Annotated in this window: 27 protein-coding genes and 2 tRNA genes; 13 read left to right on the top strand and 16 right to left on the bottom strand. The window is 61.7% G+C overall.

All coding sequences use genetic code 11. The annotated features are described in order from the left end of the window. The first annotated feature begins 3 nt into the window (after positions 1–3). The gene (locus tag M1E02_RS08680) at positions 4–483 is read left to right on the top strand and encodes an OsmC family protein (protein ID WP_479377651.1); all 480 of its coding nucleotides are present in this window, start codon (positions 4–6) and stop codon (positions 481–483) included. Here M1E02_RS08680 and M1E02_RS08675 read toward each other — a convergent pair. Next, positions 480–1,475, bottom strand: coding sequence for an NAD-dependent epimerase/dehydratase family protein (locus M1E02_RS08675; protein WP_479377650.1), 996 nt, complete (start codon positions 1,473–1,475; stop codon positions 480–482). The two genes, M1E02_RS08680 and M1E02_RS08675, sit on opposite strands and share 4 nt — an antisense overlap. Before the next feature lie 135 nt (positions 1,476–1,610). Here M1E02_RS08675 and M1E02_RS08670 point away from each other — a divergent pair, with 135 nt between their 5' ends. Together M1E02_RS08670 and M1E02_RS08665 are read left to right on the top strand one after the other, a co-directional pair. Next, the gene (locus tag M1E02_RS08670) at positions 1,611–2,276 is read left to right on the top strand and encodes a mechanosensitive ion channel family protein (protein ID WP_479377649.1); all 666 of its coding nucleotides are present in this window, start codon (positions 1,611–1,613) and stop codon (positions 2,274–2,276) included. A 2-nt stretch (positions 2,277–2,278) separates the two neighbouring features. Beyond that, a complete protein-coding gene (locus M1E02_RS08665; protein ID WP_479377648.1) occupies positions 2,279–2,749 on the top strand; it encodes a globin in 471 nt (156 codons plus the stop codon). 9 nt (positions 2,750–2,758) lie between these two features. Here the strand turns inward: M1E02_RS08665 and M1E02_RS08660 are convergent, their stop codons facing one another. Continuing rightward, positions 2,759–3,424: a DUF8185 domain-containing protein gene (locus M1E02_RS08660; protein WP_479377647.1), complete on the bottom strand. Its 666-nt coding sequence runs from the start codon at positions 3,422–3,424 to the stop codon at positions 2,759–2,761. Between the two features lie 63 nt (positions 3,425–3,487). On the opposite strand from M1E02_RS08660, the gene M1E02_RS08655 reads away from it, so the two are divergent. Then, the gene (locus M1E02_RS08655) at positions 3,488–4,465 is read left to right on the top strand and encodes an acyl-CoA thioesterase (RefSeq protein ID WP_479377646.1); all 978 of its coding nucleotides are present in this window, start codon (positions 3,488–3,490) and stop codon (positions 4,463–4,465) included. A 115-nt stretch (positions 4,466–4,580) separates the two neighbouring features. Here M1E02_RS08655 and ettA read toward each other — a convergent pair whose 3' ends face one another. The 3 genes from ettA to M1E02_RS08640 form a co-directional block, all read right to left on the bottom strand. Continuing rightward, positions 4,581–6,263 carry an energy-dependent translational throttle protein EttA gene (ettA, locus tag M1E02_RS08650; RefSeq protein ID WP_309105393.1) on the bottom strand — a complete coding sequence of 561 codons (1,683 nt, stop codon included), beginning with the start codon at positions 6,261–6,263 and terminating at the stop codon, positions 4,581–4,583. Between the two features lie 83 nt (positions 6,264–6,346). Next, positions 6,347–6,658: a DUF6993 domain-containing protein gene (locus M1E02_RS08645; protein WP_479377645.1), complete on the bottom strand. Its 312-nt coding sequence runs from the start codon at positions 6,656–6,658 to the stop codon at positions 6,347–6,349. A 400-nt stretch (positions 6,659–7,058) separates the two neighbouring features. Next, positions 7,059–7,652 carry a single-stranded DNA-binding protein gene (locus tag M1E02_RS08640; protein ID WP_479377644.1) on the bottom strand — a complete coding sequence of 198 codons (594 nt, stop codon included), beginning with the start codon at positions 7,650–7,652 and terminating at the stop codon, positions 7,059–7,061. A 220-nt stretch (positions 7,653–7,872) separates the two neighbouring features. On the opposite strand from M1E02_RS08640, the gene M1E02_RS08635 reads away from it, so the two are divergent. Beyond that, positions 7,873–7,945, top strand: a tRNA-Arg gene (locus M1E02_RS08635). A 93-nt stretch (positions 7,946–8,038) separates the two neighbouring features. Next, the gene (locus tag M1E02_RS08630) at positions 8,039–9,175 is read left to right on the top strand and encodes an MFS transporter (RefSeq protein WP_479377643.1); all 1,137 of its coding nucleotides are present in this window, start codon (positions 8,039–8,041) and stop codon (positions 9,173–9,175) included. Between the two features lie 73 nt (positions 9,176–9,248). Here the strand turns inward: M1E02_RS08630 and M1E02_RS08625 are convergent, their stop codons facing one another. Then, positions 9,249–10,061 carry a DUF2382 domain-containing protein gene (locus M1E02_RS08625; RefSeq protein WP_479377642.1) on the bottom strand — a complete coding sequence of 271 codons (813 nt, stop codon included), beginning with the start codon at positions 10,059–10,061 and terminating at the stop codon, positions 9,249–9,251. 299 nt (positions 10,062–10,360) lie between these two features. On the opposite strand from M1E02_RS08625, the gene M1E02_RS08620 reads away from it, so the two are divergent. Beyond that, positions 10,361–10,810 carry a LapA family protein gene (locus M1E02_RS08620; RefSeq protein WP_479377641.1) on the top strand — a complete coding sequence of 150 codons (450 nt, stop codon included), beginning with the start codon at positions 10,361–10,363 and terminating at the stop codon, positions 10,808–10,810. 18 nt (positions 10,811–10,828) lie between these two features. Here M1E02_RS08620 and M1E02_RS08615 read toward each other — a convergent pair whose 3' ends face one another. From M1E02_RS08615 to M1E02_RS08600, 4 genes are all read right to left on the bottom strand, one after another. Next, positions 10,829–11,005: a hypothetical protein gene (locus M1E02_RS08615; RefSeq protein WP_479377640.1), complete on the bottom strand. Its 177-nt coding sequence runs from the start codon at positions 11,003–11,005 to the stop codon at positions 10,829–10,831. A gap of 150 nt (positions 11,006–11,155) precedes the next feature. Then, positions 11,156–11,995 carry a sugar phosphate isomerase/epimerase family protein gene (locus tag M1E02_RS08610; RefSeq protein WP_479377639.1) on the bottom strand — a complete coding sequence of 280 codons (840 nt, stop codon included), beginning with the start codon at positions 11,993–11,995 and terminating at the stop codon, positions 11,156–11,158. Further along, positions 11,992–13,206, bottom strand: coding sequence for a dihydrodipicolinate synthase family protein (locus M1E02_RS08605; protein ID WP_479377638.1), 1,215 nt, complete (start codon positions 13,204–13,206; stop codon positions 11,992–11,994). The genes M1E02_RS08610 and M1E02_RS08605 overlap by 4 nt, the downstream gene beginning before the upstream one ends. After that, positions 13,206–14,375: a Gfo/Idh/MocA family protein gene (locus M1E02_RS08600; protein ID WP_479377637.1), complete on the bottom strand. Its 1,170-nt coding sequence runs from the start codon at positions 14,373–14,375 to the stop codon at positions 13,206–13,208. Before M1E02_RS08600 ends, M1E02_RS08605 begins: the two co-directional genes overlap by 1 nt. A gap of 165 nt (positions 14,376–14,540) precedes the next feature. Here M1E02_RS08600 and M1E02_RS08595 point away from each other — a divergent pair, with 165 nt between their 5' ends. Genes M1E02_RS08595 through M1E02_RS08585 form a run of 3 tightly spaced genes read left to right on the top strand, consistent with a single transcriptional unit; the run spans position 14,541 to position 17,168 of the window. After that, entirely contained in the window at positions 14,541–15,704 is a 1,164-nt protein-coding gene (locus tag M1E02_RS08595) for a LacI family DNA-binding transcriptional regulator (protein ID WP_479377636.1), read from the top strand. 26 nt (positions 15,705–15,730) lie between these two features. After that, the gene (locus M1E02_RS08590; RefSeq protein ID WP_479377635.1) at positions 15,731–16,489 is read left to right on the top strand and encodes an alpha/beta hydrolase; all 759 of its coding nucleotides are present in this window, start codon (positions 15,731–15,733) and stop codon (positions 16,487–16,489) included. Between the two features lie 52 nt (positions 16,490–16,541). Continuing rightward, positions 16,542–17,168 carry an N-acetyltransferase family protein gene (locus M1E02_RS08585; protein ID WP_479377634.1) on the top strand — a complete coding sequence of 209 codons (627 nt, stop codon included), beginning with the start codon at positions 16,542–16,544 and terminating at the stop codon, positions 17,166–17,168. Here the strand turns inward: M1E02_RS08585 and M1E02_RS08580 are convergent. The 3 genes from M1E02_RS08580 to mptB form a co-directional block, all read right to left on the bottom strand. Continuing rightward, the gene (locus tag M1E02_RS08580; RefSeq protein ID WP_479377633.1) at positions 17,149–18,051 is read right to left on the bottom strand and encodes an aldose 1-epimerase family protein; all 903 of its coding nucleotides are present in this window, start codon (positions 18,049–18,051) and stop codon (positions 17,149–17,151) included. The genes M1E02_RS08585 and M1E02_RS08580 overlap by 20 nt on opposite strands. A gap of 95 nt (positions 18,052–18,146) precedes the next feature. Further along, positions 18,147–18,908 carry a type I methionyl aminopeptidase gene (gene map / locus M1E02_RS08575; RefSeq protein ID WP_479377632.1) on the bottom strand — a complete coding sequence of 254 codons (762 nt, stop codon included), beginning with the start codon at positions 18,906–18,908 and terminating at the stop codon, positions 18,147–18,149. A gap of 32 nt (positions 18,909–18,940) precedes the next feature. Next, complete coding sequence (gene mptB, locus M1E02_RS08570; protein ID WP_479377631.1) at positions 18,941–20,494, bottom strand: polyprenol phosphomannose-dependent alpha 1,6 mannosyltransferase MptB; 1,554 nt, start codon at positions 20,492–20,494, stop codon at positions 18,941–18,943. Between the two features lie 201 nt (positions 20,495–20,695). Here mptB and orn point away from each other — a divergent pair, with 201 nt between their 5' ends. From orn to def, 3 genes are all read left to right on the top strand, one after another. Beyond that, positions 20,696–21,325: an oligoribonuclease gene (orn, locus tag M1E02_RS08565; protein ID WP_479378107.1), complete on the top strand. Its 630-nt coding sequence runs from the start codon at positions 20,696–20,698 to the stop codon at positions 21,323–21,325. A gap of 131 nt (positions 21,326–21,456) precedes the next feature. Then, positions 21,457–21,529, top strand: a tRNA-His gene (locus M1E02_RS08560). Between the two features lie 104 nt (positions 21,530–21,633). Next, entirely contained in the window at positions 21,634–22,206 is a 573-nt protein-coding gene (gene def, locus M1E02_RS08555) for a peptide deformylase (protein WP_479377630.1), read from the top strand. A 3-nt stretch (positions 22,207–22,209) separates the two neighbouring features. Here the strand turns inward: def and M1E02_RS08550 are convergent, their stop codons facing one another. The 3 genes from M1E02_RS08550 to M1E02_RS08540 form a co-directional block, all read right to left on the bottom strand. Further along, positions 22,210–23,007 (bottom strand): HNH endonuclease family protein, encoded by a 798-nt coding sequence (locus tag M1E02_RS08550; RefSeq protein ID WP_479377629.1) that lies wholly within the window; start codon positions 23,005–23,007, stop codon positions 22,210–22,212. Positions 23,008–23,189: 182 nt separating this feature from the next. Beyond that, positions 23,190–23,402 carry a hypothetical protein gene (locus tag M1E02_RS08545; protein WP_458111165.1) on the bottom strand — a complete coding sequence of 71 codons (213 nt, stop codon included), beginning with the start codon at positions 23,400–23,402 and terminating at the stop codon, positions 23,190–23,192. A 62-nt stretch (positions 23,403–23,464) separates the two neighbouring features. Continuing rightward, entirely contained in the window at positions 23,465–24,907 is a 1,443-nt protein-coding gene (locus tag M1E02_RS08540; protein ID WP_479378106.1) for a glyceraldehyde-3-phosphate dehydrogenase, read from the bottom strand. Positions 24,908–25,164: the final 257 nt, after the last annotated feature.

Here is a 25,164-nt window from a genome sequence, read left to right as displayed (position 1 = left end):
GACATGACCCTGGCCGAGCACCGCTATTCCGTCACTGTCCGCTGGACAGGCAACCTGGGCACCGGGACGTCCGCCTACCGGGCGTATTCGCGCGACCACGACATCGGGATCGAGGGGCTGCCCGTCCTCAAAGGTTCAGCCGATCCCACCTTCCATGGGGACAGGACCCGCCACAACCCGGAACAGCTGTTGCTGACCGCCTTGTCCCAGTGCCACATGCTGTCCTTCCTTCATGTGGCAGTGAAGCGCGGCGTTGTGGTGACGGCTTACGAGGACCACGCCGACGGCGTTATGCGCCTCAACCGGGACGGCAGCGGCCAGTTCGAGGAGGCAACGCTCAATCCCCATGTGACCACGGCGGAAGCTACGCCTGACGGGCTCCTGGCGGACATGCACCACGAAGCCAACCAGCTGTGTTTCATCGCCAGGAGCGTGAACTTTCCGGTCCGGCATGCCCCGACTTCCGAGGTAGCCGCTGCCTAGTCTGCTGCGAGCAGTCTGCCCACGAGACGGCGTTCCGTCTCGGGGCTGAGCCCGGCCTTCCGCTCCCTGGCCAGTCCGCGGCTCCGTTCATCCTCGAGCGTGTCACGAAGGGTTTCCTGCCAGGGCCTCAGGGTAAGCCCGCGGGCAACGGCGGCTGAGTTGTTGCGGGCACAGAACCCTTCGTGGTCAGGCGGCAGCCAGAGCGGCAGCGAATCCTTACCTGCCCAGGGAGCAACTCCTTCATTGATGAGCCATTCTTCGGAGGCTCTGACTGTATCCGTGGCGCCAGTCAACCTTTGCGATTCCTCGTTGTACTCCTGGAAGGGGACCACTGCGCCAACCGCATTCAAGGGTTCCGCAATTCCCTGCCGGGCTGCGTAAAGGATCCAGACGGCTAGATCCCTGACGTCGATAATCTGGGTGGCGGCGTCGGGAATGTCCGGCACCAAAACGGGCCCGGTGCGCTCGGCGGCGGCTCGCGCAAACCGGGCAGGCCAGTACCCGTAGCGGTCGGTTTCGTCGCCTGGCCCGCTGATCAGGCCTGCCCTGCAGAGATGGGCTGGACGCACCCTGAGGGTCAGCTCCTCGATGGCGGACTTGGCCTCTCCATAGACTTCGGGAGAGAATGGTGTGCCGTCGGTCAGCGGGTCAAGCAACCTCGCGTCCTCGCCGGCTCCCGGTACTGAATGGTCTGCATAGACTGAACAACTCGACACAAAGGTCCAATGCGCAGTCCGGTCCCCCAACGACTTTAGGGCAGCCGCCGCTTGCTGCGGATCGCGCGCCACGTCGATGACTGCGTCCCATTCCCGAGCGGCTTCAGCGTAGGCGGCAGCTCCTTCGCTGCGGTCCGCTTGGATCCAGTGGGCGCCGGCCGGGGGTGCCGCGGTTGAGCCCCGTGCCAGACACGTCACATTGTGGCCGTCTGCCACTGCTTGCCGGGCAATTTCCGTCGAAAGGAACGCTGTACCGCCAAGAATCAGGATGCGCATGTGGCCACGCTACGGCGCTAGTGTTGAAAGTAACCAGAGTTTATGCGCCGGGTGAACGCCGGTGAAGTCGGGTAGAAATAACCCCCGTAGAAGTAACCGGCAACAGCCGGTCTGCAGTGAGGAGCACATCCACAGATGTACAGCACGTTGTCGATCGCACCGCCCCTAACGTCAGCCACAGAGGGAATCAGCGTTCCGGGAATTGTGATCAGCCTGGGTGTTGGTGTCGCCATCTGGCTGGCGGCGACCTTCGTGATTTCCCGGATCTCCCGACGGGTCGCCTCCGGGAGCACCTTTTTCAAGAAGCCCCATTTCCGGTGGGTGGCGCCGGCATTGCGTGCCCTGGACCATGAGCGGCGTGTGCAGCGGGCAAACACCATCGGTTCCCTGCTCAACAGTGTGGTGGGCGTGCTCGTCGCAACCATCACCACCATGTATGTGCTCCGCAACCTGGATATCGACATCGCTCCCCTGCTGACGAGTGTTGGCATCCTGGGTATTGCCATAGGCTTCGGCGCCCAGCAACTGATCCGCGACTTCCTTGCAGGGATCTTCATCACCATCGAGGACCAGTACGGGATCGGTGACGTCATCGAGACCAGCGAAGTGGTGGGCACAGTGGAGTCCATGGGCTTGCGGATCACCAGGGTACTCGCCGAGGACGGCACCATCTGGTACCTGCGCAACGGTGAAATCCTAAGGGTAGGCAACCGGTCACAGGGGACCTATATTCCGCCCGAGCAACAGCCGGAAGTTACAGACGACGATGAAGCACCAACACCGCAGAAAGCCGGAGAGTAGTCATGACCAATCCACCCGTCGAGCCTGGACAGCCGAAAATGCTGATGCAAAATGATCCGTTCAGCCAGCCTGGCTACACGGACAACTTCTACGATGCAGTAGGGGGCCACGCTACGTTCGTGAAGCTCATTGACGTTTTCTACGACGGCGTTGCGACGGATCCGATCCTCCGGCCGATGTATCCGGAAGAGGATCTTGGACCGGCGAAGCGACGCTTCCTGATGTTCCTGGAGCAGTATTGGGGCGGGCCCACCACTTACGGCGACGAACGCGGCCACCCGAGGCTCAGGATGCGGCACATGCCGTTCAGCGTCACGCCTGAAGCGAAGGACCGGTGGCTGCTGCACATGCGGACAGCCGTCGACTCCCTTGAGCTTCCGCCGTTGTACGAAAATACCCTGTGGGACTACATGGAGCGCGCTGCGCTGTCCATGGTGAACAGCCCTTCCGCTAACGGCCCCTCGCACGCCTGAAAGTAACGGTCACAGGCCGAGCCCGGCGCCGCTCCTGGCAAGAACGTGGCCTCTGGAACTGCTGAGCCTGAACCAGCGCCCGGCACGGTAAAGCTGGTGCTCGCCGCTGCCGAGAAAACCCAGGGTGAGGGCAGCAAAAGCCGCCCCGGTGGGCAGTCCTCCGGCTCCGGGAAGCTCACGCCCCCATACCGAGGCCCTTGCGTTGTTGACCATCAGGGCGCCGGGCTTGTCCGGAACGATCTGCGCCACCTCGGCGATCCCGGCTTGCGCGGCATCCTTCAGCTCAGAGTCTGTCAGTGAGCCCAGGAGCTCCCAGCCCGTCCGTGGGGCGCCGACCCCTGCCCAGGACTCAGTGACCGTCGACGGCGGAACGGCGAGTTCGACGTCGGATTCTCCCGCCCGTGCGAGCCGGTCAAGGACCGCTGCGAGCGTAACGGTAACGTCCGCTTGGGCCGGCTCCGCCAAACCGATGGTGCGCAGGCCGAGGATAGTGGGAGTTGCTTCACCGAGCAGCCGCGGCCGCAGCACGCATACATAAGCGGCAAGAACCGAGCCGGACGCCTGCAACCGGATGGCGCCGTCGTCCACCGCCTTTGCGCGGGTCACATAGGTGCGGAGGTCCGCCAGATCCTGGGGATCGGCGAAGCGGAAGGGCTGGGTGAGAACATCAGACACCTTAAGGACTCTACCGCCAGGCGCCCGGTTGAGCAGTACTGGGGTGACGTCTAGAGTCAAACCATGACTGAAGCGGAAGCCGGATTGCAAGCGTTGCCCACGCAGGACCCCACCACCTCCTTGATCGAACTTCTTGATCTCGGGGAACTCGAAGGTGCCCGCACGGATGAGGACATCTTTATGGGCCCGTCACAACGGCAGCCGCGGCAACGGGTTTTCGGAGGTCAGGTTCTGGCCCAATCCCTCATTGCCGCAAACCGAACCGTGGATCCGGCACGCCACGTGCATTCGATGCACGGTTATTTCCTCCGCCCCGGGGATGCAAACCAGCCCATCACGTTCGGCGTGCAGCGTCTCCGCGACGGGAGGTCGTTCTCGGCCCGTCGTGTCCACGCTTACCAGGACGGCACACCGATCCTGTCCATGATCGCGTCCTTTCAGGAGGACGACGAGGGCCTGGACCACCAGTCCGAGATGCCGGTGGGGATTCCGGAACCCGAGTCGCTACCCAGCACCGCAGATCTTCTGGGCAAGTACGATCATCCCGTAGCCCGGCATTGGGCCTATGAGCGTCCCATAGACATCCGGCACGTCGACCCCGCACTCTATGTGTCGGCCAACGGGACCAAAGAAGCCAGGAACGCTGTCTGGATGAAAACGTTTGGACCCATGCCGGACGACGCCAACATGCACCGGGCTGCGCTGGCCTACGCCAGCGATTACACCATCCTGGAATCGATCCTTCGCAAGCACGGCTTGAGCTGGGTCACCCCAGGGATGAGTGTCGCCAGCCTTGATCATGCAATGTGGTGGCACCGCCCTGTACGGGTTGACCAGTGGCTGCTCTACGTGCAGGAGTCTCCCAGCGCTCAGGGTGCACGCGGCCTGGCCACCGGCAAGATCTTCGACAGGGAAGGCCGGCATGTGGCCTCGGTGGCGCAGGAAGGCATGGTTCGGATCCCCACGGACCTGAAGAACAAGGTGGTGGGTGCCGTCCAATCCAAGGTTCTCAAACACCAGATGCGCAAAGCCGAACGGTAAAATGCTAAACAGCCCCTTAGGCAGACGAAAGGCCGGCCTGGCGGGTGATACCCGTCAGGCCGGCCTCGTCGTTTTCAGGACTTTTCGCGCCCGTTTTTAGACTTTCCCGTGAGGATCAGTCGCGCGTGAGGCGCCGGTGAGTCACACGGTGCGGCTTCGCGGCATCGGGACCGAGTCGCTCCACCTTGTTCTCCTCGTAGGACTCGAAGTTGCCCTCGAACCAGTACCACTTGGACGGGTTCTCCTCATCACCTTCGTAGGCGAGAATGTGAGTGGCCACCCTGTCGAGGAACCAACGGTCGTGCGAGACCACCACGGCGCAGCCGGGGAATTCCAGGAGGGCGTTCTCGAGGCTGCTGAGTGTTTCGACGTCGAGGTCGTTAGTGGGTTCGTCAAGGAGCAGGAGGTTTCCGCCCTGCTTGAGGGTCAGAGCCAGGTTCAGGCGGTTACGCTCACCGCCGGAAAGCACTCCGGCTTTCTTCTGCTGGTCCGGGCCCTTGAACCCGAAGGCTGCAACATACGCCCGGGAGGGCATTTCTACGTGGCCTACCTGGATGTAGTCCAGGCCATCGGAAACTACTTCCCACAGCGTCTTGTTGGGATCGATGCCGCCGCGACTCTGGTCGGCATAGGAAATCTTTACGGAGTCACCGATCTTGAGATCGCCGCCGTCGAGGGGCTCAAGGCCCACGATGGTCTTGAACAGGGTGGTCTTACCCACACCGTTCGGGCCGATGACGCCGACAATGCCGTTGCGGGGCAGCGAAAAGGACAGTCCGTCAATAAGGGTCCTGTCCTCGAAGCCCTTCTGCAGGTTCTTGGCTTCCAGTACAAGGCCACCCAGGCGTGGTCCGGGCGGAATCTGGATCTCTTCGAAGTCGAGCTTGCGCGTGCGGTCAGCTTCCGCTGCCATTTCCTCGTACCGGGCCAGGCGGGCTTTCGACTTGGTCTGGCGGCCCTTGGCGTTGGAGCGGACCCATTCCAGCTCTTCTGTCAGTCGCTTGGCCTGCTTGGCGTCCTTCTTGCCCTGAACTTCCAGGCGGGCACGCTTCTTCTCCAGGTAGGTGGAGTAGTTGCCTTCATACGGGTACAGGTGCCCGCGGTCCACTTCGGCGATCCACTGGGCTACGTGGTCAAGGAAGTAGCGATCGTGGGTTACGGCCAGGACAGCGCCGTGGTAGTTGGAAAGGTGCTGCTCCAGCCACAGCACGCTCTCGGCGTCCAGATGGTTGGTGGGTTCATCGAGAAGCAGCAGGTCAGGCTTCTGCAACAGCAGCTTGCACAAGGCCACGCGACGGCGCTCACCGCCGGAGAGGAGAGTTACGTTGGCATCCGCAGGCGGGCAGCGCAGAGCATCCATGGCCTGTTCCAGCTGTGAATCCAGGTCCCAGGCATCGGCAGCATCAATCGCTTCCTGCAGGTGGCCCATTTCCTCGAGCAGGGAATCGTAGTCGGCGTCCGGGCTTGCCATCTCCTCCGAGATCGCGTTGAACCGCTCGATCTTCCCGATGATTTCGCCGACGCCCTCCTGGACGTTGCCGAGGACTGTCTTCTCTTCGTTCAGCGGCGGTTCCTGAAGCAGGATGCCCACAGAGTAGCCGGGGCTGAGCCGCGCTTCACCGTTGGAGGGTGTGTCCAGGCCGGCCATGATCTTGAGAATGGTGGATTTACCGGCGCCGTTGGGGCCGACCACACCGATCTTGGCTCCAGGAAAGAACGACATGCTGACGTCGTCGAGAATGAGCTTTTCGCCAACAGCCTTACGGGCCTTGGTCATTGTGTAGATAAATTCCGCCATGGTTCCAAATCTAGTGGGTCGGCCCGGATAACTCACATTCGGGACGGTTCAAGGACATGGAAGGAACCAGGCGGCCCGACGGTTCAGAGTTGCGTACCTGCAAAGCATTTGCCGGTCGACAGCACGGGCAGAATGACTACTTTGACTTTTCCTTCGCGGACCTGTCCGATGACGCAGTCCTTGTCCTGAAGAGCCGCGGCTTCTATCGCATCAACTTCCAGGCCGGTGGGAGTCTGGCTTGCCGACACCTCCAATGCGGACGGCGACACCCCGGCAGCAGTCATCGTGGCAACCATTTGGTCCCTCGTTGGTTTTGCCGAGCCGGCAGCCAGGTTGTTGAGCGCCTGTTCAACCTTGTCCTTCAGGAGCGCGGTGGCGGAAGCCGGGGCCGCCACAGATGGAGCCGGGGCCACAGAGCCTGTGCCAGGGGGCGGAGCAGACGTCGGAACGGCTGATCCTCCAGCGGAAGCGGTGCCGCTCGGATCCGTACCCGGCGTTGGGCTACACGCAGACGCCGCGATGAGGACGAGAAACGCCAGAACTGCAACGCGTTGGTGGCGGACTGGAAACTGGCGGACACGAAAAAAACGGAGGGTTAGCGTACGACGGGTGGGCCTCAGAGGTTTAGTCGCTCGCATCACCTTGCCATTCTGCCACGCAGTCCACACCCCTTTCGGCACCCCGCCCCCGGCACCCGGCACCCCGCGAGCGCGACTCCGTGACCCGCGACGTCGCAACCGCAGCGCGGCCCCCACCGGGCGAGGCCCGGGCAGGCGAGCCCAGCAAGAGCTCGTGCTAAGCCGCGGCGCCGGTGAGTTCCCCTGTGGTGGCATCAACTGAGAGCAGCTGCCCGCTTTCCTCGTCGACGAAAACGGAGGGTGCTTCATCCATCCCTGGCGGAACGTCCGGGCCCTCGTCCGGCTCACGTTCTGAGCCGTCGTCGTCGCGCTCTGACGCGAACCCGCCCGATGCACGCTCGGAATCTCCTTCGGCGGCAATCTGCACGGCCTGAGTGTTGGATTGTCCATTCTGGGCAGAGGTCCGGATGAAGTTGGCTGAACCCCACATGAGGTCGTGACCAACAGATTCAGCGTCGATTTCGGCCGCATGGTAGATGCGCCCGTCCTTCTCCCAGCTGCGCATCTTGAGCCGGCCCACAATGATGACTCGCTGCCCCTTCTTGATGCTGCAGGCCAGGTTGCCTGCCAGTTGCCGGTATCCCTGTACCGTGAACCAGTTGGTGTTGCCGTCCACCCACGCGTTTGCGGTCCGGTCAAAGCGGCGGTCTGTGGAGCCGATCCGAAAGGATGCAGTGGCTATCCCGCCCGGTGTGGTTGAAGTTTTGATCTCGGTGGCCACGAAGCCCCGGACCGTGATGTTGTCAGTCATGGTGATGTCCTGTCTCGAAGTGTTCTGCCCTGGTAGGCAATTCCAGCTTCGTGGAGGACATCGGCTGTAGCGAGGGGCCAGATCGGCTATGTGCAAAACTCCGCTCCGCAATAAGAGTGTTGAGGACAAGTGAAAATCACCGTGACAGCTGGCGGTTTCCAAGGGCAAGTCACTGTAAACTTTTTGAGTTGCCTCTTGGACAGCCTTGAGGACAAGTGTTGCCCCAGTAGCTCAGGGGATAGAGCAGCGGCCTTCTAATCCGCCGGTCGGGGGTTCGATTCCCTCCTGGGGCACAAGAATGAGGCTCTGGCCTGTAGAACACAGGCCAGGGCCGGTCCAGGTGAAAATACGTTCGTGCATCCGTCATCCAACCAGGAGCTGAGTTCATGAAATCGGCTGCTCCGGAACTGGCCGCACGGACACCCTCCGCCGCGTTATATGCGGCAGGTTTTGTGACTGCCTTCGGTGCCCACAGCATTGCCGCCGGAATGGGCGCGCAAAGCGAAAACATTGGCCTGACGTTGCTCAACCTGGGCATCCTCCTGGCCGTGTACGACATCTCCGAGGTATTCCTCAAACCTGTCTTCGGCGCACTCAGTGACCGGATCGGCACGAAGCCGGTTATTGTCGGAGGGCTCCTGGCCTTTGCCGCGCTCTCACTCATCGGGTTGTGGGGAGCCGATCCCCTCATGCTGGGTCTTGCCCGTCTCGGGCGCGGTAAGAATGCCGGAACATTTTTCGGCCGCTACGGATCCTGGAAGAGCCTCGGATACGTCATCGGGCCCCTGCTGGGAGCGGCGCTGATTTTCGCCGGCGGTTTTGCCCTTTTGTTTGCGGCATTGTCAGTCCTGGCAGCCGCAACAGCGGTATGGGTTGTAGTGTCCGTACCCAATCTTGCGCCACTCCCCCGGCAGCGCTATACCGTGGTGGATCTGGTACGCCAGGCCACGGAACGTCGGTTCCTTGTCCCCACACTGGTGCTGGCGGCGTCGACGTCGGCGCTCGGTGCGGCGATCGGATTTCTTCCGGCACTGGCTACCCGCCTCGGCCTTGATCCCATTGCCGGAACTGCAGCTGTGAGCGTCCTTGCCATCGCCTCCGTACTCATCCAGCCAAGGATTGGCCACCTCCGCGACAGGGGCAGCATCTCCGACACCAACGGCATGTCAGCAGGACTCCTGCTGACCGCAGGCGGAGTGGCTCTCCTGGCCGTGGCGCCGGGGCCAGTAACGATATTTATCGCGGCAGCGGCAATTGGCGCAGGAGTGGGCGCGACCACGCCAATTGGCTTTGCTCACCTGGCAGACTCCACGCCACCCGAACGGATTGGCCGAACCATGGGTTCAGCCGAGCTCGGACGGGAACTTGGAGATGCCGGCGGTCCTTTGCTGGTGGGAGGCATCGCCACCCTCGCCAGTCTTCCACTTGGCCTGGGAGCGCTCGCCCTGGTTGTTGCAGCGGCAAGTCTCCCCCGGCTCGCCGCCAACGGGCGGCCACGAACAGACAACCAGCCTGCGGGCTAGGCAAAGCCACCAATCAGCAAAGGCCCCCGGACCAGGATGATCCCTGGGCCGGAGGCCTCCCTCAATGGCTGACTTACCGGCGCCTGTCGTCGATTCCGTCTCCGTCTGCGTCGATGTGCTCCCGACGGACATCCTCCTCGACAGTGACATCGTCACTTACAACGTCCTTGTCCAGCCGCACCCGCTCGACCGGAACAGTCTCCTTCTCAACAACCGGCCGTTCCTCGTGAAGGGTAACTTCGTGCTCTTCCTCACTAAGATCCGGTCCACTCATGGCTGCTCCGCGATTGGAGTCCATGATGGGTTCACGCTCAAGCCGGACCTCTTCCCGCTGGACGGGAACTGTTTTGGTTACGTTTTCCGTGGTTACGTACTTGCGCAGTCTTGCCCTGCCGGCCTCCTGGCGTTCAGTGCCGACATGCAGCCGCTCCTCTGAGCGCGTCATGGCGTCGTCGGTAGTAGGCCCGGACGTATCCCTGCCCACTGTGCCGGCTGCGTCCGTCCTGTCGTCGTCCGTGTCAGTGCGGCCCACTCCGCCACCCATGCCGGTCCTTGCGTCGCTATAGGTCCGGCCCAGGCTGTAGTGCTCGTAGAGCCGGTCTTCATCAGTGGGCTCCAAGTGTCCGTCGTTCTCGACGCGCGGCGCATCCTTCACCTGGTCCTTTGAGTAAGGCACAAGGATGTCGTTGCCTTCAAGACGGGCGCCCTCAAGGGGCACGAAAGACTCCGACGTACCGAACAGTCCGGTCTTTACCGTGACCCAGGTGGGCTGATCGTTGTCATCATCGACGTACACCTGCCCGATGGAGCCAATCTTGTCTCCGTCAGTGGTGAGCACATTGCCGCCCCTGTTGAGCAGTTCGTCAATACTTTCCCTGGTGAGCATGTTTCTCTCCTTGGATCTTTTCTTTCCAGCTTGGATGTCGTTCTGCAGCACCTGCGCTTACCCGCGCAGGGTTGTTGCCAGGCAACAAGGACTGGACCGATTGCCAATAGATGAGGCAGTTCCCCCCGGGTCCAGGCATCCATAATAAGCATGCTTAGTATCCAATTGACAAGCATACTTAGTAATTTCTTTGAATGGGCTTATGATTCGAAGTAGAGAGGTCGGGGCCACCGCCGGCAAGCCCGCCAATTAGGTGGCAGCAGGCTCTGGCAGGCAGTCTATGGGAGGGATCAAAAGCCATGACTCAACAACCCAACAATCAGGATCAGGCCACCCCAGGTGAAGGCCGGGCCGGCTACCTCCCGCCGGTGAGTACAGGCCGGGATGTTCCTGCCGCAGGGCCGGCAGGCGGCACCGACGCCAGCCGCGTTCCGGCTTCCGAACGCGCGATGCCTGGTGCGCCGCTCACGGAGAAAAGGGTCACCCGAGCGGGAATGGTGTGGGTTTCTGTAGCTACTGCCTTGGTGCTCCTGGTGCTGCTTATCGTCTTCATCCTGCAGAACCAGGACTACGTGCAGGTGCGGTTCCTGGGACTTGAGGGAGCGGTTTCCCTGGGTATGGCTCTGTTCATCGCTGCAGTGGCAGGCGGGGTACTGGTGGCCATCGCAGGCGCAGCACGGATCATCCAGCTGCGCACCGCGGCGCACCGCCGGGCAGGCCGAGTCGGTCAGCCGCCCACAATCAAGTAGCACGGGCGCATAGCGCGCTTAAAGATCCCGGTTTACTGGATTCCCGTCAGGGGCCTCGTCATCAAGCTCGGAGATGTCAGGGTCAACGGTTCTGGCCAGCTCCCCTTCCAGGGATTCACGGCCGGCATCTTCCTCGGTTTCCTGAAGCTGACCGTCGCCGCGCACCGCCCGGTATTCATCCGGAATCTCAGTCATGTGCCCAAACTAAACCCGTTGCGGGGCGATGTCGAGGGCTCCGTGCAGGGAACGCGAACGGTCCCGCACCGCAAGGCAATGCAGGACCGTTTCGTGGTGCGCGGGCCCTTGCCGTGACGAAGCAAGGGCCCGCAGTCTAAATCAGGCCATTCAGGCGTACGGGAGAACGAGTTCCGCGTACCGCTGCTTCATGGAGGCCAGGACGCTGTCGCCGTCGGCGTCCCAGATTTCCTGATTGAAGATTTCGACTTCGATGTCTCCGGTGTAGCCGGAGTCCCTCACCCACGCGCCGATGGTCGCAAAGTCGATGACGCCGTCGCCCATCATGCCCCGGGACAGCAGAGCGTCAGCGGCAATGGGCAAGTTGAAGTCGCAGACCTGATAGGAAGCGATGCGGTTTTCCCGGCCGGCCCGCTCAATCTGCGCTTTCAGCTCCGGATCCCACCACACATGGAAGGTGTCGATGGCGACGCCGACGGCGTTCGTCTCGTACGGAGCCGCAAGATCGAGCGCCTGGCCAAGCGTGGAGATGAGTGCGCGGTCCGCCGCGTACATGGGATGAAGGGGCTCCAATACAAGCCGAACACCGTGTTCGACGGCGAACGGCACCAGATCCTCCAAGCGGTCGGCCACCCGCTGGCGGGCGGCCACAACATCCTTCTCCCCCGGGGCGAGCCCACCAACCACAAGGAAAAGCTCCTTGGTGTCCAAGGCGACTGCCTCCAGTACGGCGGCACGGTTGTCCGCCAACGCTGCGGCTTGTCCTTCCGCATCTGGTGCCGTGAGGAACCCTCCACGGCATAGCGAGGAAACCCGCAGTCCGGCGTCTTTGATCAGCTTGGCCGATTTTTCCAGCCCTGCCTCCGCAACGCGATCCCGCCATGGCCCGATGGCAGGGATGCCTGCGCGCGCACAACCCTCAACGGCCTCCGCCAGGGTCCATTTCTTGGTGGTGGCACTGTTCAGTGAAAGCCTCGAAAAGTCGCTCATACTCCCACTCCGTTGATCCTCAGGTAGTCGGACATACGGAAGGCTGCGAGGGCCGGATCCTTCAAAAGTCCGGCCTGGTCAGCGAGCTCGAACGTCTTGGCAAGGTGGATCACCGAACGTCCCGAATGCAGTCCGCCCACCATTTGGAAGCCGGGCTGCTTGCCGTTCAGCCAGGACATAAAGGCGATGCCGGTCTTGTAGTAAAAGGTCGGAGCACTGAAGATGTGCTTTCCCAGCTCCCGGGTGGAGTCCAGGATGGCGCGGCCCTTGTCCCCATCTCCCGCCTCATAGCTCTGCAAAGCGGCCGATGCCGCAGGGTAGATGGCGGCGAAAATTCCCAGCAGGGCATCTGAATGGTGTGTGGCGTCGCCGTCGATGAGCTCAGGGTAGTTGAAATCGTCGCCCGTGTAGAGGCGCACTCCTTCAGGCAACGAAGCGCGCAATGCCACTTCGTGACTGGCGTCAAGGAGCGAGACCTTGACGCCGTCTACCTTGTCCGCATGCTCCCGGATGAGGCCCAGGAAGGTTTCAGTAGCCGAGGCAACATCGTCCGATCCCCAGTATCCGGCCAGGGCGGGATCGAACATGGTGCCCAGCCAGTGCAGGATCACCGGCTGATCCACTTCGCCAAGGAGCGTTCCGTACACATGGAGGTAGTCATCAGGACCTGAGGCCACCTTGGCCAAGGCACGGGAGGCCATCAGGATGACCTTTGGTCCCGCCTCGCTGACGACGGCGATCTGCTCACGGTAGGCGTCGAGGACAGCCTGGATCCCATCAGGGCCAGGATTCAGCGAATCCAGGTCCAGCTGATCTGTGCCGGCGCCGCAGGAAACCAGATCGCGAACGGACTTTCCAGCGGTGGCTGCGTTTCCGCTGGCGACAACCGATGCCGCTTCGGCGCCGCTGCGCTTGATGAGCTGTTGAGTCGCGGCCCAGTCGAGGCCCATGCCGCGCTGCGCGGTGTCCATGGCATCGGCAACGCCAAGGCCGTAGGACCACAATTCATGGCGGTAGGCCAGGGTGGCATCCCAGTCCAGGCGGGCAGGCGCGCCGGGGGTGTTGTCCGCAGTTACCTCCGGAATGACATGGGCGGCGGCGTACGCCCGGCGTGAGGTCAACGGAGCCGACGGTTTAGGCCAGGAGGGAGCCGACCGCAAGCGGTACTCGCGCGTTCCGCCGTCGGACGTGGGAAGAATCAGGGAAGTCATCAGAGGGTGATCTCCGGGATGTCGATGGTGCGCCGCTCGTCTGAGGACTGCAGGCCCAGCTCGGCGAGCTGCACACCGCGGGCCGCTGAAAGGAGGCCGAAGCGGTGTTCACGTCCGGCTACAACATCACGCAGGAACTCTTCCCACTGCAGCTTGAAGCCGTTGTCCAGGTCCGCGTTAGCCGGAACCTCCTGCCACTGGCTGCGGAAGGACTCCGTCACGGGGAGGTCGGGGTTCCAAACGGGCTTCGGGGTGTGCGCCCGCTGTTGGGCGACGCACTTGTTCAGGCCTGCAACCGCTGACCCGTGTGTTCCGTCAATCTGGAATTCCACGAGTTCATCACGGTAGACCCGTACAGCCCAGGAGGAGTTGATCTGGCCGATGACTTCATCACCACCGGGCGTTTCCAACTCGAAGATGCCGTAGGAGGCGTCGTCTGCGGTGGCCTTGTACTCCTTGCCGGACTCATCCCAGCGGGTGGGGATGTGGGTGGCGGTCTTGGCGTTGACGCTCTTGACCTTGCCGATGATGCCTTCCAGAACGTAGTTCCAGTGGCAGAACATGTCGGTGGTCATGCCGCCGCCGTCTTCCTTGCGGTAGTTCCAGGAGGGACGCTGTGCCGCCTGGACGTCGCCTTCGAACACCCAGTAACCGAATTCGCCCCTGATGGAGAGGATACGTCCGAAGAAGCCCTCATCCACGAGCCGGCGGAGCTTGACGAGGCCCGGCAGGTAGAGCTTGTCGTGGACAACGCCTGCTGTAACGCCGGCTTCCCTGCCTATCCGAGCGAGCTCGATGGCTTCCTCGAGGGTCTCGGCCGTGGGCTTTTCAGTGAAGATGTGCTTGCCGGCGTTCATTGCCTTTTTCAGGGTGGCCGCACGCAGGCTGGTCATCGAGGCATCAAACACAACGTCCACGGTGGGGTCATTGATGACGGCGTCGAGATCGGTACTCCACTCGGATACCTTGTGGAGCTCGGCGAGTTCCCGGATTTTCGCTTCATTGCGTCCCACCAGGATGGGTTCTACCTGCACCTTGGTGCCGTCTTCCAGGGTAAATCCCCCGGCGTCCCGGATAGGCAGGATGGAACGGAGCAAGTGCTGCCGGTATCCCATGCGTCCGGTGATGCCGTTCATGGCGATGCGGATCGTCTTCGTTTCGTAGCCCATGTGTCCTCCACAGCGATTGCTGTAACGCAGTAGTTTTGGGAAAGCGCATTCCCGTTTCATTCATAATGCCCGTTTCAGGCAGAGTTGGCAAGCGCTTTCCTGAAAGTCGTCCCAGCTGTCATAATGTGGAAAACGCAGAAGTTTTGCCGAACAGGAGATTTCCCCGTGGCTGCAAGTACCCTGACCGAGGTGGCGCGCCTGGCTGGCGTGTCACCAGCCACCGCCTCACGGGTGCTCAACGGATCCGACCGTAAACCGGGCCCTGGCGTTTCCGAACGTGTGCGTCAGGCGGCGGAGGAGCTGGGCTACATTCCCAATGCGCAAGCCCAGGCGTTGGCGAAGTCGAGTTCGGGACTCATCGGCCTGATCGTCCACGACATTGCTGATCCGTACTTTTCCGCCATCGCGCGAGGGGTCCAAAGCGTAGCCAGGACCCAGAACAAGATGGTGCTTCTTGCAACCACTGGAGGAACCCCGGCTGACGAAAAGGAGGCCGTCGCCGCTTTTGCTGCCAGACGGGCCGATGCGATTGTGATCGCTGGTTCCCGTTCCTCGCGGCCTGAAGACCAGAAGGCCAACACGGAACTGGCGGCCGAGCTGGACAGGTATTGCCGCAACGGCGGTCATGTGGGAATCGTCGGTCAGGCGATCGTCGGAGCGGGGAGATCCGAGGGCTACCACCTGGTGGAGCTTCCCAATGAGCAGCTTGCCTCTGAGCTTGCGGGCCAACTGGCCCAACTGCACATCGGCGAGTTTGTAATAGTCGCCGGTCCGGAGGGACTCGTTACCTCGGATGACCGCATCCGTGGCTTCCAGAAGGGCCTTGCAAACGCAGGACGTCCCCCCGCCGAGGTGGTGAACACTTCCTTCAACCGGGCCGGCGGGTATGAGGCGGGACGGCAGTTGGCAGAGCGCATCCGCTCGTCCCAGGTATCAGAAGAAAGCCAGGATCAAGGGGAGCAGAAGAGTTCGCGAGTTTGTATCTTCGCTGCCAATGACGTCATGGCTATTGGAGTGGTTGCTGCATTGCGGGAGGAGGGTCTGCGAATCCCCCGCGACGCCCTTATTGCAGGCTTCGATGACATTGAAACCCTCAGGGATTTCCGTCCTGCACTCTCCACCGTCCGCTTGCCCCTGGAAGACATCGGCCGGCTCGCAACCCTGAGCACCGCTGGCCACAGCCGGAAAGATGCTTTAGCCAAATCAAAGACTGCTAACACAGCGGAACACCAGTCAGCAAGTACCGGGGCAACCAACCTCAATGAGGATCAGGGGCCAGCAGTTACCGGCGAGGTCAAGCTTCGTCGGAGCACGCAGTGGACCCCCTAGCCAGAGAGTTCTCCGCGCCGGACGGAATGACTGTAGTCGCTGCGGACACTCACGCCGCTGGTACGCTGCCTGCCATGTTGGTGCTCCCTGGCGGAGGGTATTCCCACCATGCGGGGCACGAGGCGGAACCCGTCGCCACGTGGCTCGCTTCCTTGGGGTTACACGCCTTTGTGCTGCGATACCGGACCTCGCCGCACCGGCATCCCGCTCCGCTGATAGACGCCAAAAGGGCAGTGCAATGGATTCGTTCAGGCAAGCATGGTTTAGCGGTTGATGCGGAACGGGTTGGGGTTCTGGGGTTTTCTGCCGGAGGCCATGTGGCCGCAACGCTGTCCACCTCGGTTGAAACGGGAGACGCCAAGCTGGACACCGATACGTCGGTGCCTGATCTCGCCGTACTCTGCTATCCCGTGATTTCCTTCACGTCCTCCGTGCACCAGGGATGCATAGACAACCTGTTGGGCGTCTCACCCTCCTCGCCGTCCCTCAGGAAGCTGTCGGCGGAATTTAACGTCACCCGTACCACGCCTCCGACGTTCGCTTGGCACACCGCAGATGACACAGCAGTCAACGCAGAACACAGTTTGCGCTACGCCTCCGCCTTGACCAGGGCCGGCATTCCTACGGAGCTGCATGTGTTTCCTCATGGCCGGCACGGTTTGGGCATGGCTCCGGATGATGCCGATGTCAGCCAATGGACCCGGCTCTGTGAACGATGGCTCCAAAGCCGCGGCTGGATTTCGACAAATGCCCGCTTAACAGCTGAGAATGCGCCATCCCCTTAGGAGCCGAAGTCAGGCAGTAGTCAAAGACGTTCACTACGCTTAGCCTTTTGCCATGCCGAAGATGAACGATGCCCCGGACTCCGCCGTAACTACCGGCCCCGCCCTTTGGCCTGACGTCGAGACCCTGTTCGGAGTGCGCGGTGATCCCGCCCGGTGCTGGTGCCGTTTCTTCGCCATGACGAACCCTGAATATAGGAGCACGACGCCAGCAGAGCGGAAAAGTCACTTGCATGCCCGTTTTGACTCTTCAGAACCGGAGCCGGGAGTCATGGCCTGCCTGGACGGCGATCCAGTGGGATGGTGCGCCGTTGAACCCCGCTCCTGCTATCCCCGCATTGAAAGTTCGCAACTGATGCGGGCGGCGGCACCTGGCCTGGCCGAACTTCCGGATCCCGGCACAATATGGTCAATCACTTGCTTCGTCGTCGCCCCCGGACACCGCCGCAAGGGAATTGCCGCAGCCTTACTGCACGCAGCTGTTGGACACGCCTTCACCCACGGTGCCGGTAGCGTGGAGGGTTACCCCGTTGATCCGGCTGCCAGGCCGAAGGCCGGTGCAGCCGATCTCTACCACGGCACTTTATCCTTGTTCCTGGCCGCAGGCTTCAGGCTGGTGGACACAACGACGCCGGGCCGCGCCGTGGTGCGGCTGGATAAGGTCAGCGGTTCAGGGCTCTGATAATCCAGGTGGCCTCGTGGGTAGCGCCGGGGGCCAATTCGACGACGTCCACGCCCGTGTTGAAGGCATCCGGCGGACAGGTCATGGGTTCCACTGCCAGCCCGAGCCTTGATGGACCTGTGGGCTTGTCAGCGGTGTGGATCTGCAACCACGGCCATTGATCGTCCCATTCGAGCTCGACGCCTGAGCCTGAAGGGTCAAAGACACGGACGGACGCAGAGCCGGAGGACATTTCGATGTCAGTGAACGCGTGGTCAATCTCCACCGATCCCAAGGGCTTTTCACTGCGGAAATCAAAATCATGCCCCTCAACTGTCGCCGTGCGCACCGGCAGCAACCTGTCCGGGGTGACCTCCAGGAAGACAGCCGCGGGCATCTGCAGCGTCCATTCGTCCAAAGGGGCAGGCCCCGCCACCAGATAGGGATGAGGACAAACACCGTAGGGGGCGGCTTGTTCTCCGGTATTCCGGGTATTGACGGTGCTGTGCAGCCCGTCTTCCTTCAGCTCATAGGTGACGCTGACGTCCAGATCCCCCGGATAGGCTGGCCCGCCCGTCACTGTGGTGCCGAGGCTGATCGAAGACGGTCCCTGGTGACGCACTTCCCAGGTCTTGCCGATAACAAGCCCATGGAGCGCCGTGCCGCGCTCAGGTTCATTAATCTCAGCCTGATACTGAGTTCCTTGGAAGCTGTATGTACCGTTAGCCAGCCGGTTGGGCCAAGGGGCACAGATCGTCCCGCGGTAGTCAGGAATGCCACCTTCCGGACCGAAGCTGATCACGAGGTCGCGGCCTTCATGGCGAAATTCCCGCAGGGCCCCGCTCCTGGCCGTCACAATGGCCGTGTATGGCCCGAAGCTGATGTTGTGCTCTGTGACTGCCATGGCGTTCCTTTGCGACTGAGGGCTGTTAGCGCTAACCACTATAGTGCGGCCTGGAGACCGGGTCCAAGGGTTACGTTCATTGAAGGCCAGCTGCGCTAAGGAAGCGTCAGGATGACAGGGCCATCAGCCGTTATTGCCACCGTGTGCTCGCTGTGGGCGGCGCGGCGGCCGCTTGCGGACCGCAAGGTCCATTCGTCGTCATCGTGGTAGTAGTCATCCTTACCCCCAAGAATCAGCATGGGTTCAATGGCAATGACCAATCCTTCGCTGAATTTGATGCCACGTCCGGGCCTGCCCTCGTTGGGGACGGCAGGATCAGCATGCATGGTGCGGCCGATTCCGTGTCCGCCGTGATCCGCCAGTAAGCCGTAACCCGCCCTCCGCGCAGCACCGCCGATCGCATACGCCAGGTCCCCCATCTTGTTGCCGACCCTGGCGGCGTCAATTCCGCGCGCCAGTGCTGCCTCTGTCGCCTCGATGAGTGCGATGTCCTCCGGGTTGGCCGTACCCACGACGAAACTGATCGCCGCATCACCGCACCAGCCGTCCACGAACGCCCCGCAGTCAACGCTCAGCAGGTCGCCATCCTGGAGCCTGTATTCGTTCGGCACGCCGTGGACAACCGCGTCATTGACGCTGGTGCAGATCACGCCCGAAAAAGGCACGGTGGCCCACCGGGGCTGGTAATTGAGAAAAGCGGGAGTAGCGCCGGCGTCGGAGATTAATGACGCTGCCACCTCATCGAGTTCCTTGAGGGAGACGCCGACTCCTGCAACGGACTTCACTGCGGCCAACGCATTGGCCACAACCCTCCCGGCCTCACGCATCAGGGCGATTTCTTCTGGGCTCTTGGTCATGGACACTGTGGTTCTCCGGACGTAACAGGCCCCTAAATCACAGGGCGCGTGGGGATCGGCTCATGCGTTTTCGTAAAGAGCCATTTGGTTCTGGGATCGAGGAAGATCAGGTAGAGGGCAAACAGAACAGCTATGACAGCGGCAGCAATGCGAGCCAACGCCAGAGCAAGGCCAAGATCCTCAGCCTGGTAGGGGAAAACGTCCAACTGGTCTGAAATGGCATAAATCATGAAGAACGAGACGATGAAATACAGAGCCTTGACCTGCCAGTCATCCCGAATACCCGTGATCGCAAAAAGAGGGATGAGCCAGACCACATACCAGGACTGGATCATGGGAGCCAGGACGACGATCGCGGCGAAGGCCAGGGTAAGGCGCCGCATGAGGCGGTCGTGGTCCCCGCGGAAAATCTGCCATGCAACTATTCCAAGGGCCAGGACTTTGCCGGCGTCGTAAACCCATTTCGCCAGAGCCCAGCCGTCAAAGCCGAAAGCATCGAGGATGGAGGCAACGATCAGTCCCAACAGGCCTACCGGCGCATACCAGATCCAGATACTCCCGGGGGCCGAGAGGCCGTTGACCCAGCCAAAGCCGAAGCCATTGACGAGGCTCAGCGCATACAGGATTCCCAGACTGATTGCTGCAGTGAGTCCCCAGAAGAGGAACTTCCTCACCCAGCCGGCGTTTTTTCCAGCCCAAAGCAGACCTATAAAAGGCAGGAAGACAATAGTGATCGGCTTGACGGAGATCGACAAGGTGACCAGCACCAGCCCCAGGAGCATGCGCCTGGTGGCGCAATAGTAGAGGCCGGCCAAGGCCAGTCCGATCATCAACGCATCGTTATGGACGCTTGCGATGAAGTTTGTCAGGAAAAGCGGGTTGGCTGCAGTAAGCCACAGGGCACGGTGCGGATTGACCCCGTGAAGTTCGGCCAGCTTGGGGACGTAAATGATGCACAGAATCACTCCACACACTGCCACCAGCCGGAACAGCATGACGCTGGCCTCCGGTTGGACATTTGTAGACCACACCACGAACTGTTCGATCCAGAGGAACAGCTGACCGTAGGGAACCGGTGCCTCCGTCCACATCTTGTCCGCGCCCAACTGGAAGTAGTTGGACAAGGCTGAAATCCCGTTCTCATAGGGATTAAAGCCCTCCACCATGAGCCGGCCCTGGCCGATGTAGGCATAGACATCACGGCTGAACAGCGGAATCGACAGCATCATCGGAGAGCCCCACAGAGCGACGGCCTGAAGGGTCGCCTTCCGTGCGGCTGGCCCCCAGACCTTCACGCGTTGTCCCAGTCGCAGCCACGCCCGAACCAGCAACATGCCGCCGATCGCCAGCAAGACAATGGAAAGGGCAACGCCCAACCCCTCGGTCCGCATCCAGATGAAGAGCGGCAGCCGCCACAGTTCCGAGGCCTGGGCCAGCCACCCCACCCCCACGGATCCGAAGGCCATAAACAGGGACCCGACAAAACCTGCGAGCAGCGGAGATGCCGCGTTGTCCACTTCCACCACAGCGGACACAGGAGACTTATCGGCAGCCAGCTCCCCCGGAGCGGGTACAGGCGCCGTCATCTCAGGAGCGTCCAATCTGTTGGTGGGACAGGATTCCGCCGGGAGGCCAGGCGGGCTTACCGGCCCAAGGCTGAGCGCGGCATGGTAATTGATCCCGCCGCGTACCCAAAAATCCTAGCATCGGACGGGCCCTAGGCAGCCTAACGGTAGGCTGGACGGGTGCCTATATCTAACGAACGCATCGTCTGGATCGACTGCGAAATGACCGGCCTTGACCCCATCAATGACGCCCTCATTGAAGTGGCCGCGCTGGTAACTGATTCCGAGCTGAACATCCTTGGCGAAGGGGTGGATGTCGTCATCAAGCCCGATGACGCAGCCCTTGCCCAGATGAACGACTTTGTCCGCGACATGCATACCCGCTCCGGCCTCCTTGAGGAACTGCCTCATGGGAAAACCATGGCCGAAGCCGAAAACGCCATCCTGGAATACATCCGTAAGTGGGTGCCTGACGCCCGCAAGGCACCGCTGGGAGGAAATTCAGTGGGAACGGACCGGGTCTTCCTGGTCCGGGATATGCCGTCAGTGGTTGAGCATCTGCACTACCGCGTCATCGACGTCAGCACCATCAAGGAGCTGTCCCGTCGCTGGTTTGCACGCGCGTACTTCCAGGCGCCCGCGAAGCTGGGCGGCCACAGGGCCCTCGGCGATATCAAGGACTCCATTGATGAGCTCCGGTACTACCGTGAGGCCGTCTTCGTGCCTGCGCCTGGACCTGACAGCGCAACGGCACAGAGGATCTCCAAGGCTGTGATGGCGGGCAATACTCCTGTCACTGCGGAGCCGGACGCATCGTCCACCACCGCCTCCCCCGCCGCACAGGAAAAGTAATCTGCGCCACGTTTGAGGGATTTTTTGGCAAAACACGCAAAAGTGGCAAAAGCACCCTCTGACAGCAGGTAAACTATTTGACGTTGCCTTTTCAGCCAGCCGGTTCGCCGGAAGGCATGACAGGGTGCATGGTGGGCGTAGCTCAGTTGGCAGAGCGCCTGGTTGTGGTCCAGGAGGTCGCGGGTTCAACCCCCGTCGCTCACCCTCATGAAGACCGGCTTGTCGCCGGCTTTCGCCAAAGACCGTACCGGAATCCGGTACGGTCTTTGTTGTTTTTATTGCCCCCTGCACTGAAGGAATCCGCCGAGATGACCGTTTTGCCGATCACCATCTGGGGCGAGCCGGTACTCCACCGCCGGGCCGCCGAGGTCGACGTCTTCGACGATGAACTCCGCAGTCTTATTGCGGACATGTTCGAGACCAATGACGCTGCCAATGGCGTCGGGCTTGCAGCACCCCAGATCGGCGTCGGCAAGCGGGTCTTCATCTACAAGTTCGCCAACGATGACGATGTCCCGCCTACCGGAGTGGTTGTGAACCCCGTCCTGACCTTGTCCAAGGTCTCCGGTGCGCTGCCGGATCCTGACGAGGAAGTCGAAGGCTGCCTCTCCTTCCCTGGCGGGCAGTACCCGCTAAAGCGGGCCGAGTGGGTCCGGGTGCAGGGATTCGACGGCGACGGGAAACCCCTGGATTTCGAAGCCACTGACTGGTTCGCACGCGTCATCCAGCACGAGTACGACCATTTGGACGGCAAGCTGTACGTGAACCGTCTGATTGACAGGTATGCCCGCAAGGCACTGAAGCAGGCCAAGAAGAGCGGATGGGGTGTGCCGGGCCTGACCTGGATGCCGGGGGTTGACCCTGATCCGTTCGGCCACTGACGCTCACTCGGCAATAATGGTCTGCTGCCACGGGCAGGAATCAAGGACCCGCTTCATGGCGTCCTTCTCCGGCTGGGTGACCCAGAGCCGGTAGGCCGCTTTCACCGAGATTTGCCGGGCAACGTAGTGGCACCTGAAAGCCTTGTTCCCCGGAAGCCAGGTTGCCGCGTCCCCGGCGCCCTTCTCCTGGTTGGCGGGACCATCGGCCGCGATGAGGTTCAGGGGATCGTTGGCCAGGTTCTGTCTCTGTTGCTTCGTCAGCTGCTGCGCGCCTTTCTGCCAGGAATCAGCCAGGGCAACCACGTGATCGATCTGGACCGCCATGCTGCTCTCAGGGCCTCGGCGGAATGCAACCATGGATCCTGTGTAGGGCTCGTGGAAATCACCGCTCGAAACCTTGCAGTCTGAGCCTTCAGTGAATGACTCCCCTGTCAGGTCGCGCCTGAGGATGTCATTGCGGGCGTCACAGCCGTTGTGATCGGCGTCGAACCATGCCTGTCCGAACGCGCTGCGGTCATAGTCGTTCTTGGGTGCCCGGCCCTTAACTGGCAGCTGCTCCAGGGCTCCGGCTGCGCTTCCGACAGGAACGGGCTGCACGGGAGCTACAGGCTTCATCCAGCCCGGGTCCAGCACGGGAGCTTCCGAGGGCCCATTGACGCGGGGCTCCGCGATGGCGAATTGTCCGGCGGTGAAGAACCAGCCGATGACACAGACGACTCCGAGGATGAGTACGGACAGTATGGCCCACGCCTGGCGGGAACGACGGCGGGCACGGCGGTAAGCGGACCAGTGGATGGTCATGGCTGTCCGGCCATGCTGGTTCTGACGTATGGCCGGGTTACATGAAGCGGGACTCTGTGTAGCGGAAGTCTGTGAGGCACCCGAAAAGCCTAGGGCAGGCCTCCGACAATTCCGGGGCTATCCACAGTGTGGAGGAACAGTGCCAGGCGAAGGAAGGGCCTCCCCGGTGCAGCGGCCTCTGATTACTGCTCCCTTGTGACTCTGCGAAGGTCTTCCTCGGCGAGGTTCATCAGGTCCTCGAGCTGCCTGATCCTCTCATCGCCGATTTCCCCGGCCGCATGTGCCGCGCGGGCCTGATCCAACAGCCGTTTGGCTTCTTTATGGTTGGCGCGTGCTACGTCAAGCGCGTGTTCAAGGGTGGTGTCATGTTCTCCGAGAGCTGAGTCTGTATCCATGACACCATTCTGGGCACCTTTCCCGGCTGATACCAGAGTGTCAGCCGGGAATCTCCCGAATGCTAGACGGCGATGGCCGCAAGCACAGAGGTCGGCTCTTTGGCCGGGAACGACGGCGGGTTGACCCCGGCCATCTCCTCCATGACGCGGACTACCTGGCAGCTGTAGCCGAATTCGTTGTCGTACCAGACGTACAGTATGAGGTTCTTTTCATTGGAAATCGTCGCCAGACCGTCGACGATTCCCGCACGGCGGGACCCCACGAAGTCGGTGGACACAACTTCAGGAGAGTCAATGTAGTCGATCTGCTTACGCAGCTCCGAGTGCAGGGACATTTCGCGGAGGTAGTTGTTGACTTCCTCCTTCGTGGTGCCGTTTTCCAGGCTCAGGTTCAGGACGGCAAGGGAGACATCCGGCGTGGGAACGCGGATGGAGCTGCCGGTGAGCTTGCCCAACAGCTCAGGCAGGGCCTTCGCCACGGCCTTGGCAGCACCGGTCTCGGTGATCACCATGTTCAGCGCGGCCGAACGGCCACGGCGGTCGCCCTTGTGGAAGTTGTCGATCAGGTTCTGGTCATTGGTGAAGGAGTGAACCGTCTCGACGTGCCCGTGGACCACGCCGTACTTGTCGTTGATGGCCTTCAGGACCGGAGTGATGGCGTTGGTGGTGCAGGATGCCGCCGTGACGATCTTGTCCGAATCCAGGATGGTCCCGTGGTTGATGCCGTGAACGATGTTCTTCAGATCGCCCTTGCCGGGTGCTGTCAGCAGCACGCGGGAAACGCCCTTGCTCTGCAGGTGCTGGGACAGGCCCTCGGCGTCGCGCCAGCGGCCCGTGTTGTCCACCACGAGTGCGTTGTGAATGCCGTAGGTGGTGTAGTCGATGGTGGCAGGGTTATCAGAGTAGATGACCTGAACCTGGACACCGTTGGCGGTGATGGTGTTCTTCTCTTCGTCAACACGGATGGTGCCTTCGAAGGAACCGTGCACTGAATCACGGCGGAGCAGGCTTGCCCGCTTGGCCAGGTCATTATCAGAACCGCGGCGGACAACAATGGCGCGCAGGCGCAGGCCGTGGCCTCCACCGGCCTTTTCGATGAGCAGACGGGCCAGGAGGCGTCCAATGCGTCCAAAACCGTAAAGCACGACGTCGGTGCTGGTGCGGTCATCGCCCCCGCGCTTGCCAACAATGTCGGAAAGCTCGTCTCGCAGGAATGCTTCAAGGGTGGCGCCATTGCCCTCGACCTTGTATTTCTGGTTCAGGCGGGCGATGTCGATCGCCGCTGCTCCGAGCTCCAGCTGGGACAGGACATTGAGCAACGGAGCTGTCTCTTCGAGAAGCAGTTCGTCTTTGCTCATCCGGCGTGCAAACCGGTGTGCCTTCAGGATGTTCATGGTGGACTTATTGATCAGGCTGCGTCCGTGGATGCTGGTGACCACGTTGTTCTCGCGGTACAGCCGGCCGATCACGGGGATCATGGCCTCGGCAAGTGCCTCCCGGCCCATCCACGTATCAAGACAAGAATCTGACGTCTGGCTCACAGAACTACCTTCCTTGGGTCAACTGCATACGTCTTCGTATGAAGATGTCGGCCGCCGGAGGTGTTCCGGGGCGCAGGCACCAGCGGGGATTCGGTCCACCCCGGATGCCTTGGAGAAGCGCAAAGAAAAACCGCCGCTGCAAACGCAGATCCGGCGGCAGAACTTCTACGTTCACTGTCCATTCTAGAGGCGAAGGGCTTGACTTCCCGCCTCAGTTGGGC

The organism is Arthrobacter sp. Z5-13 (genome assembly GCF_056499105.1).
This window is presented reverse-complemented; position numbering and strand designations above follow the sequence as displayed.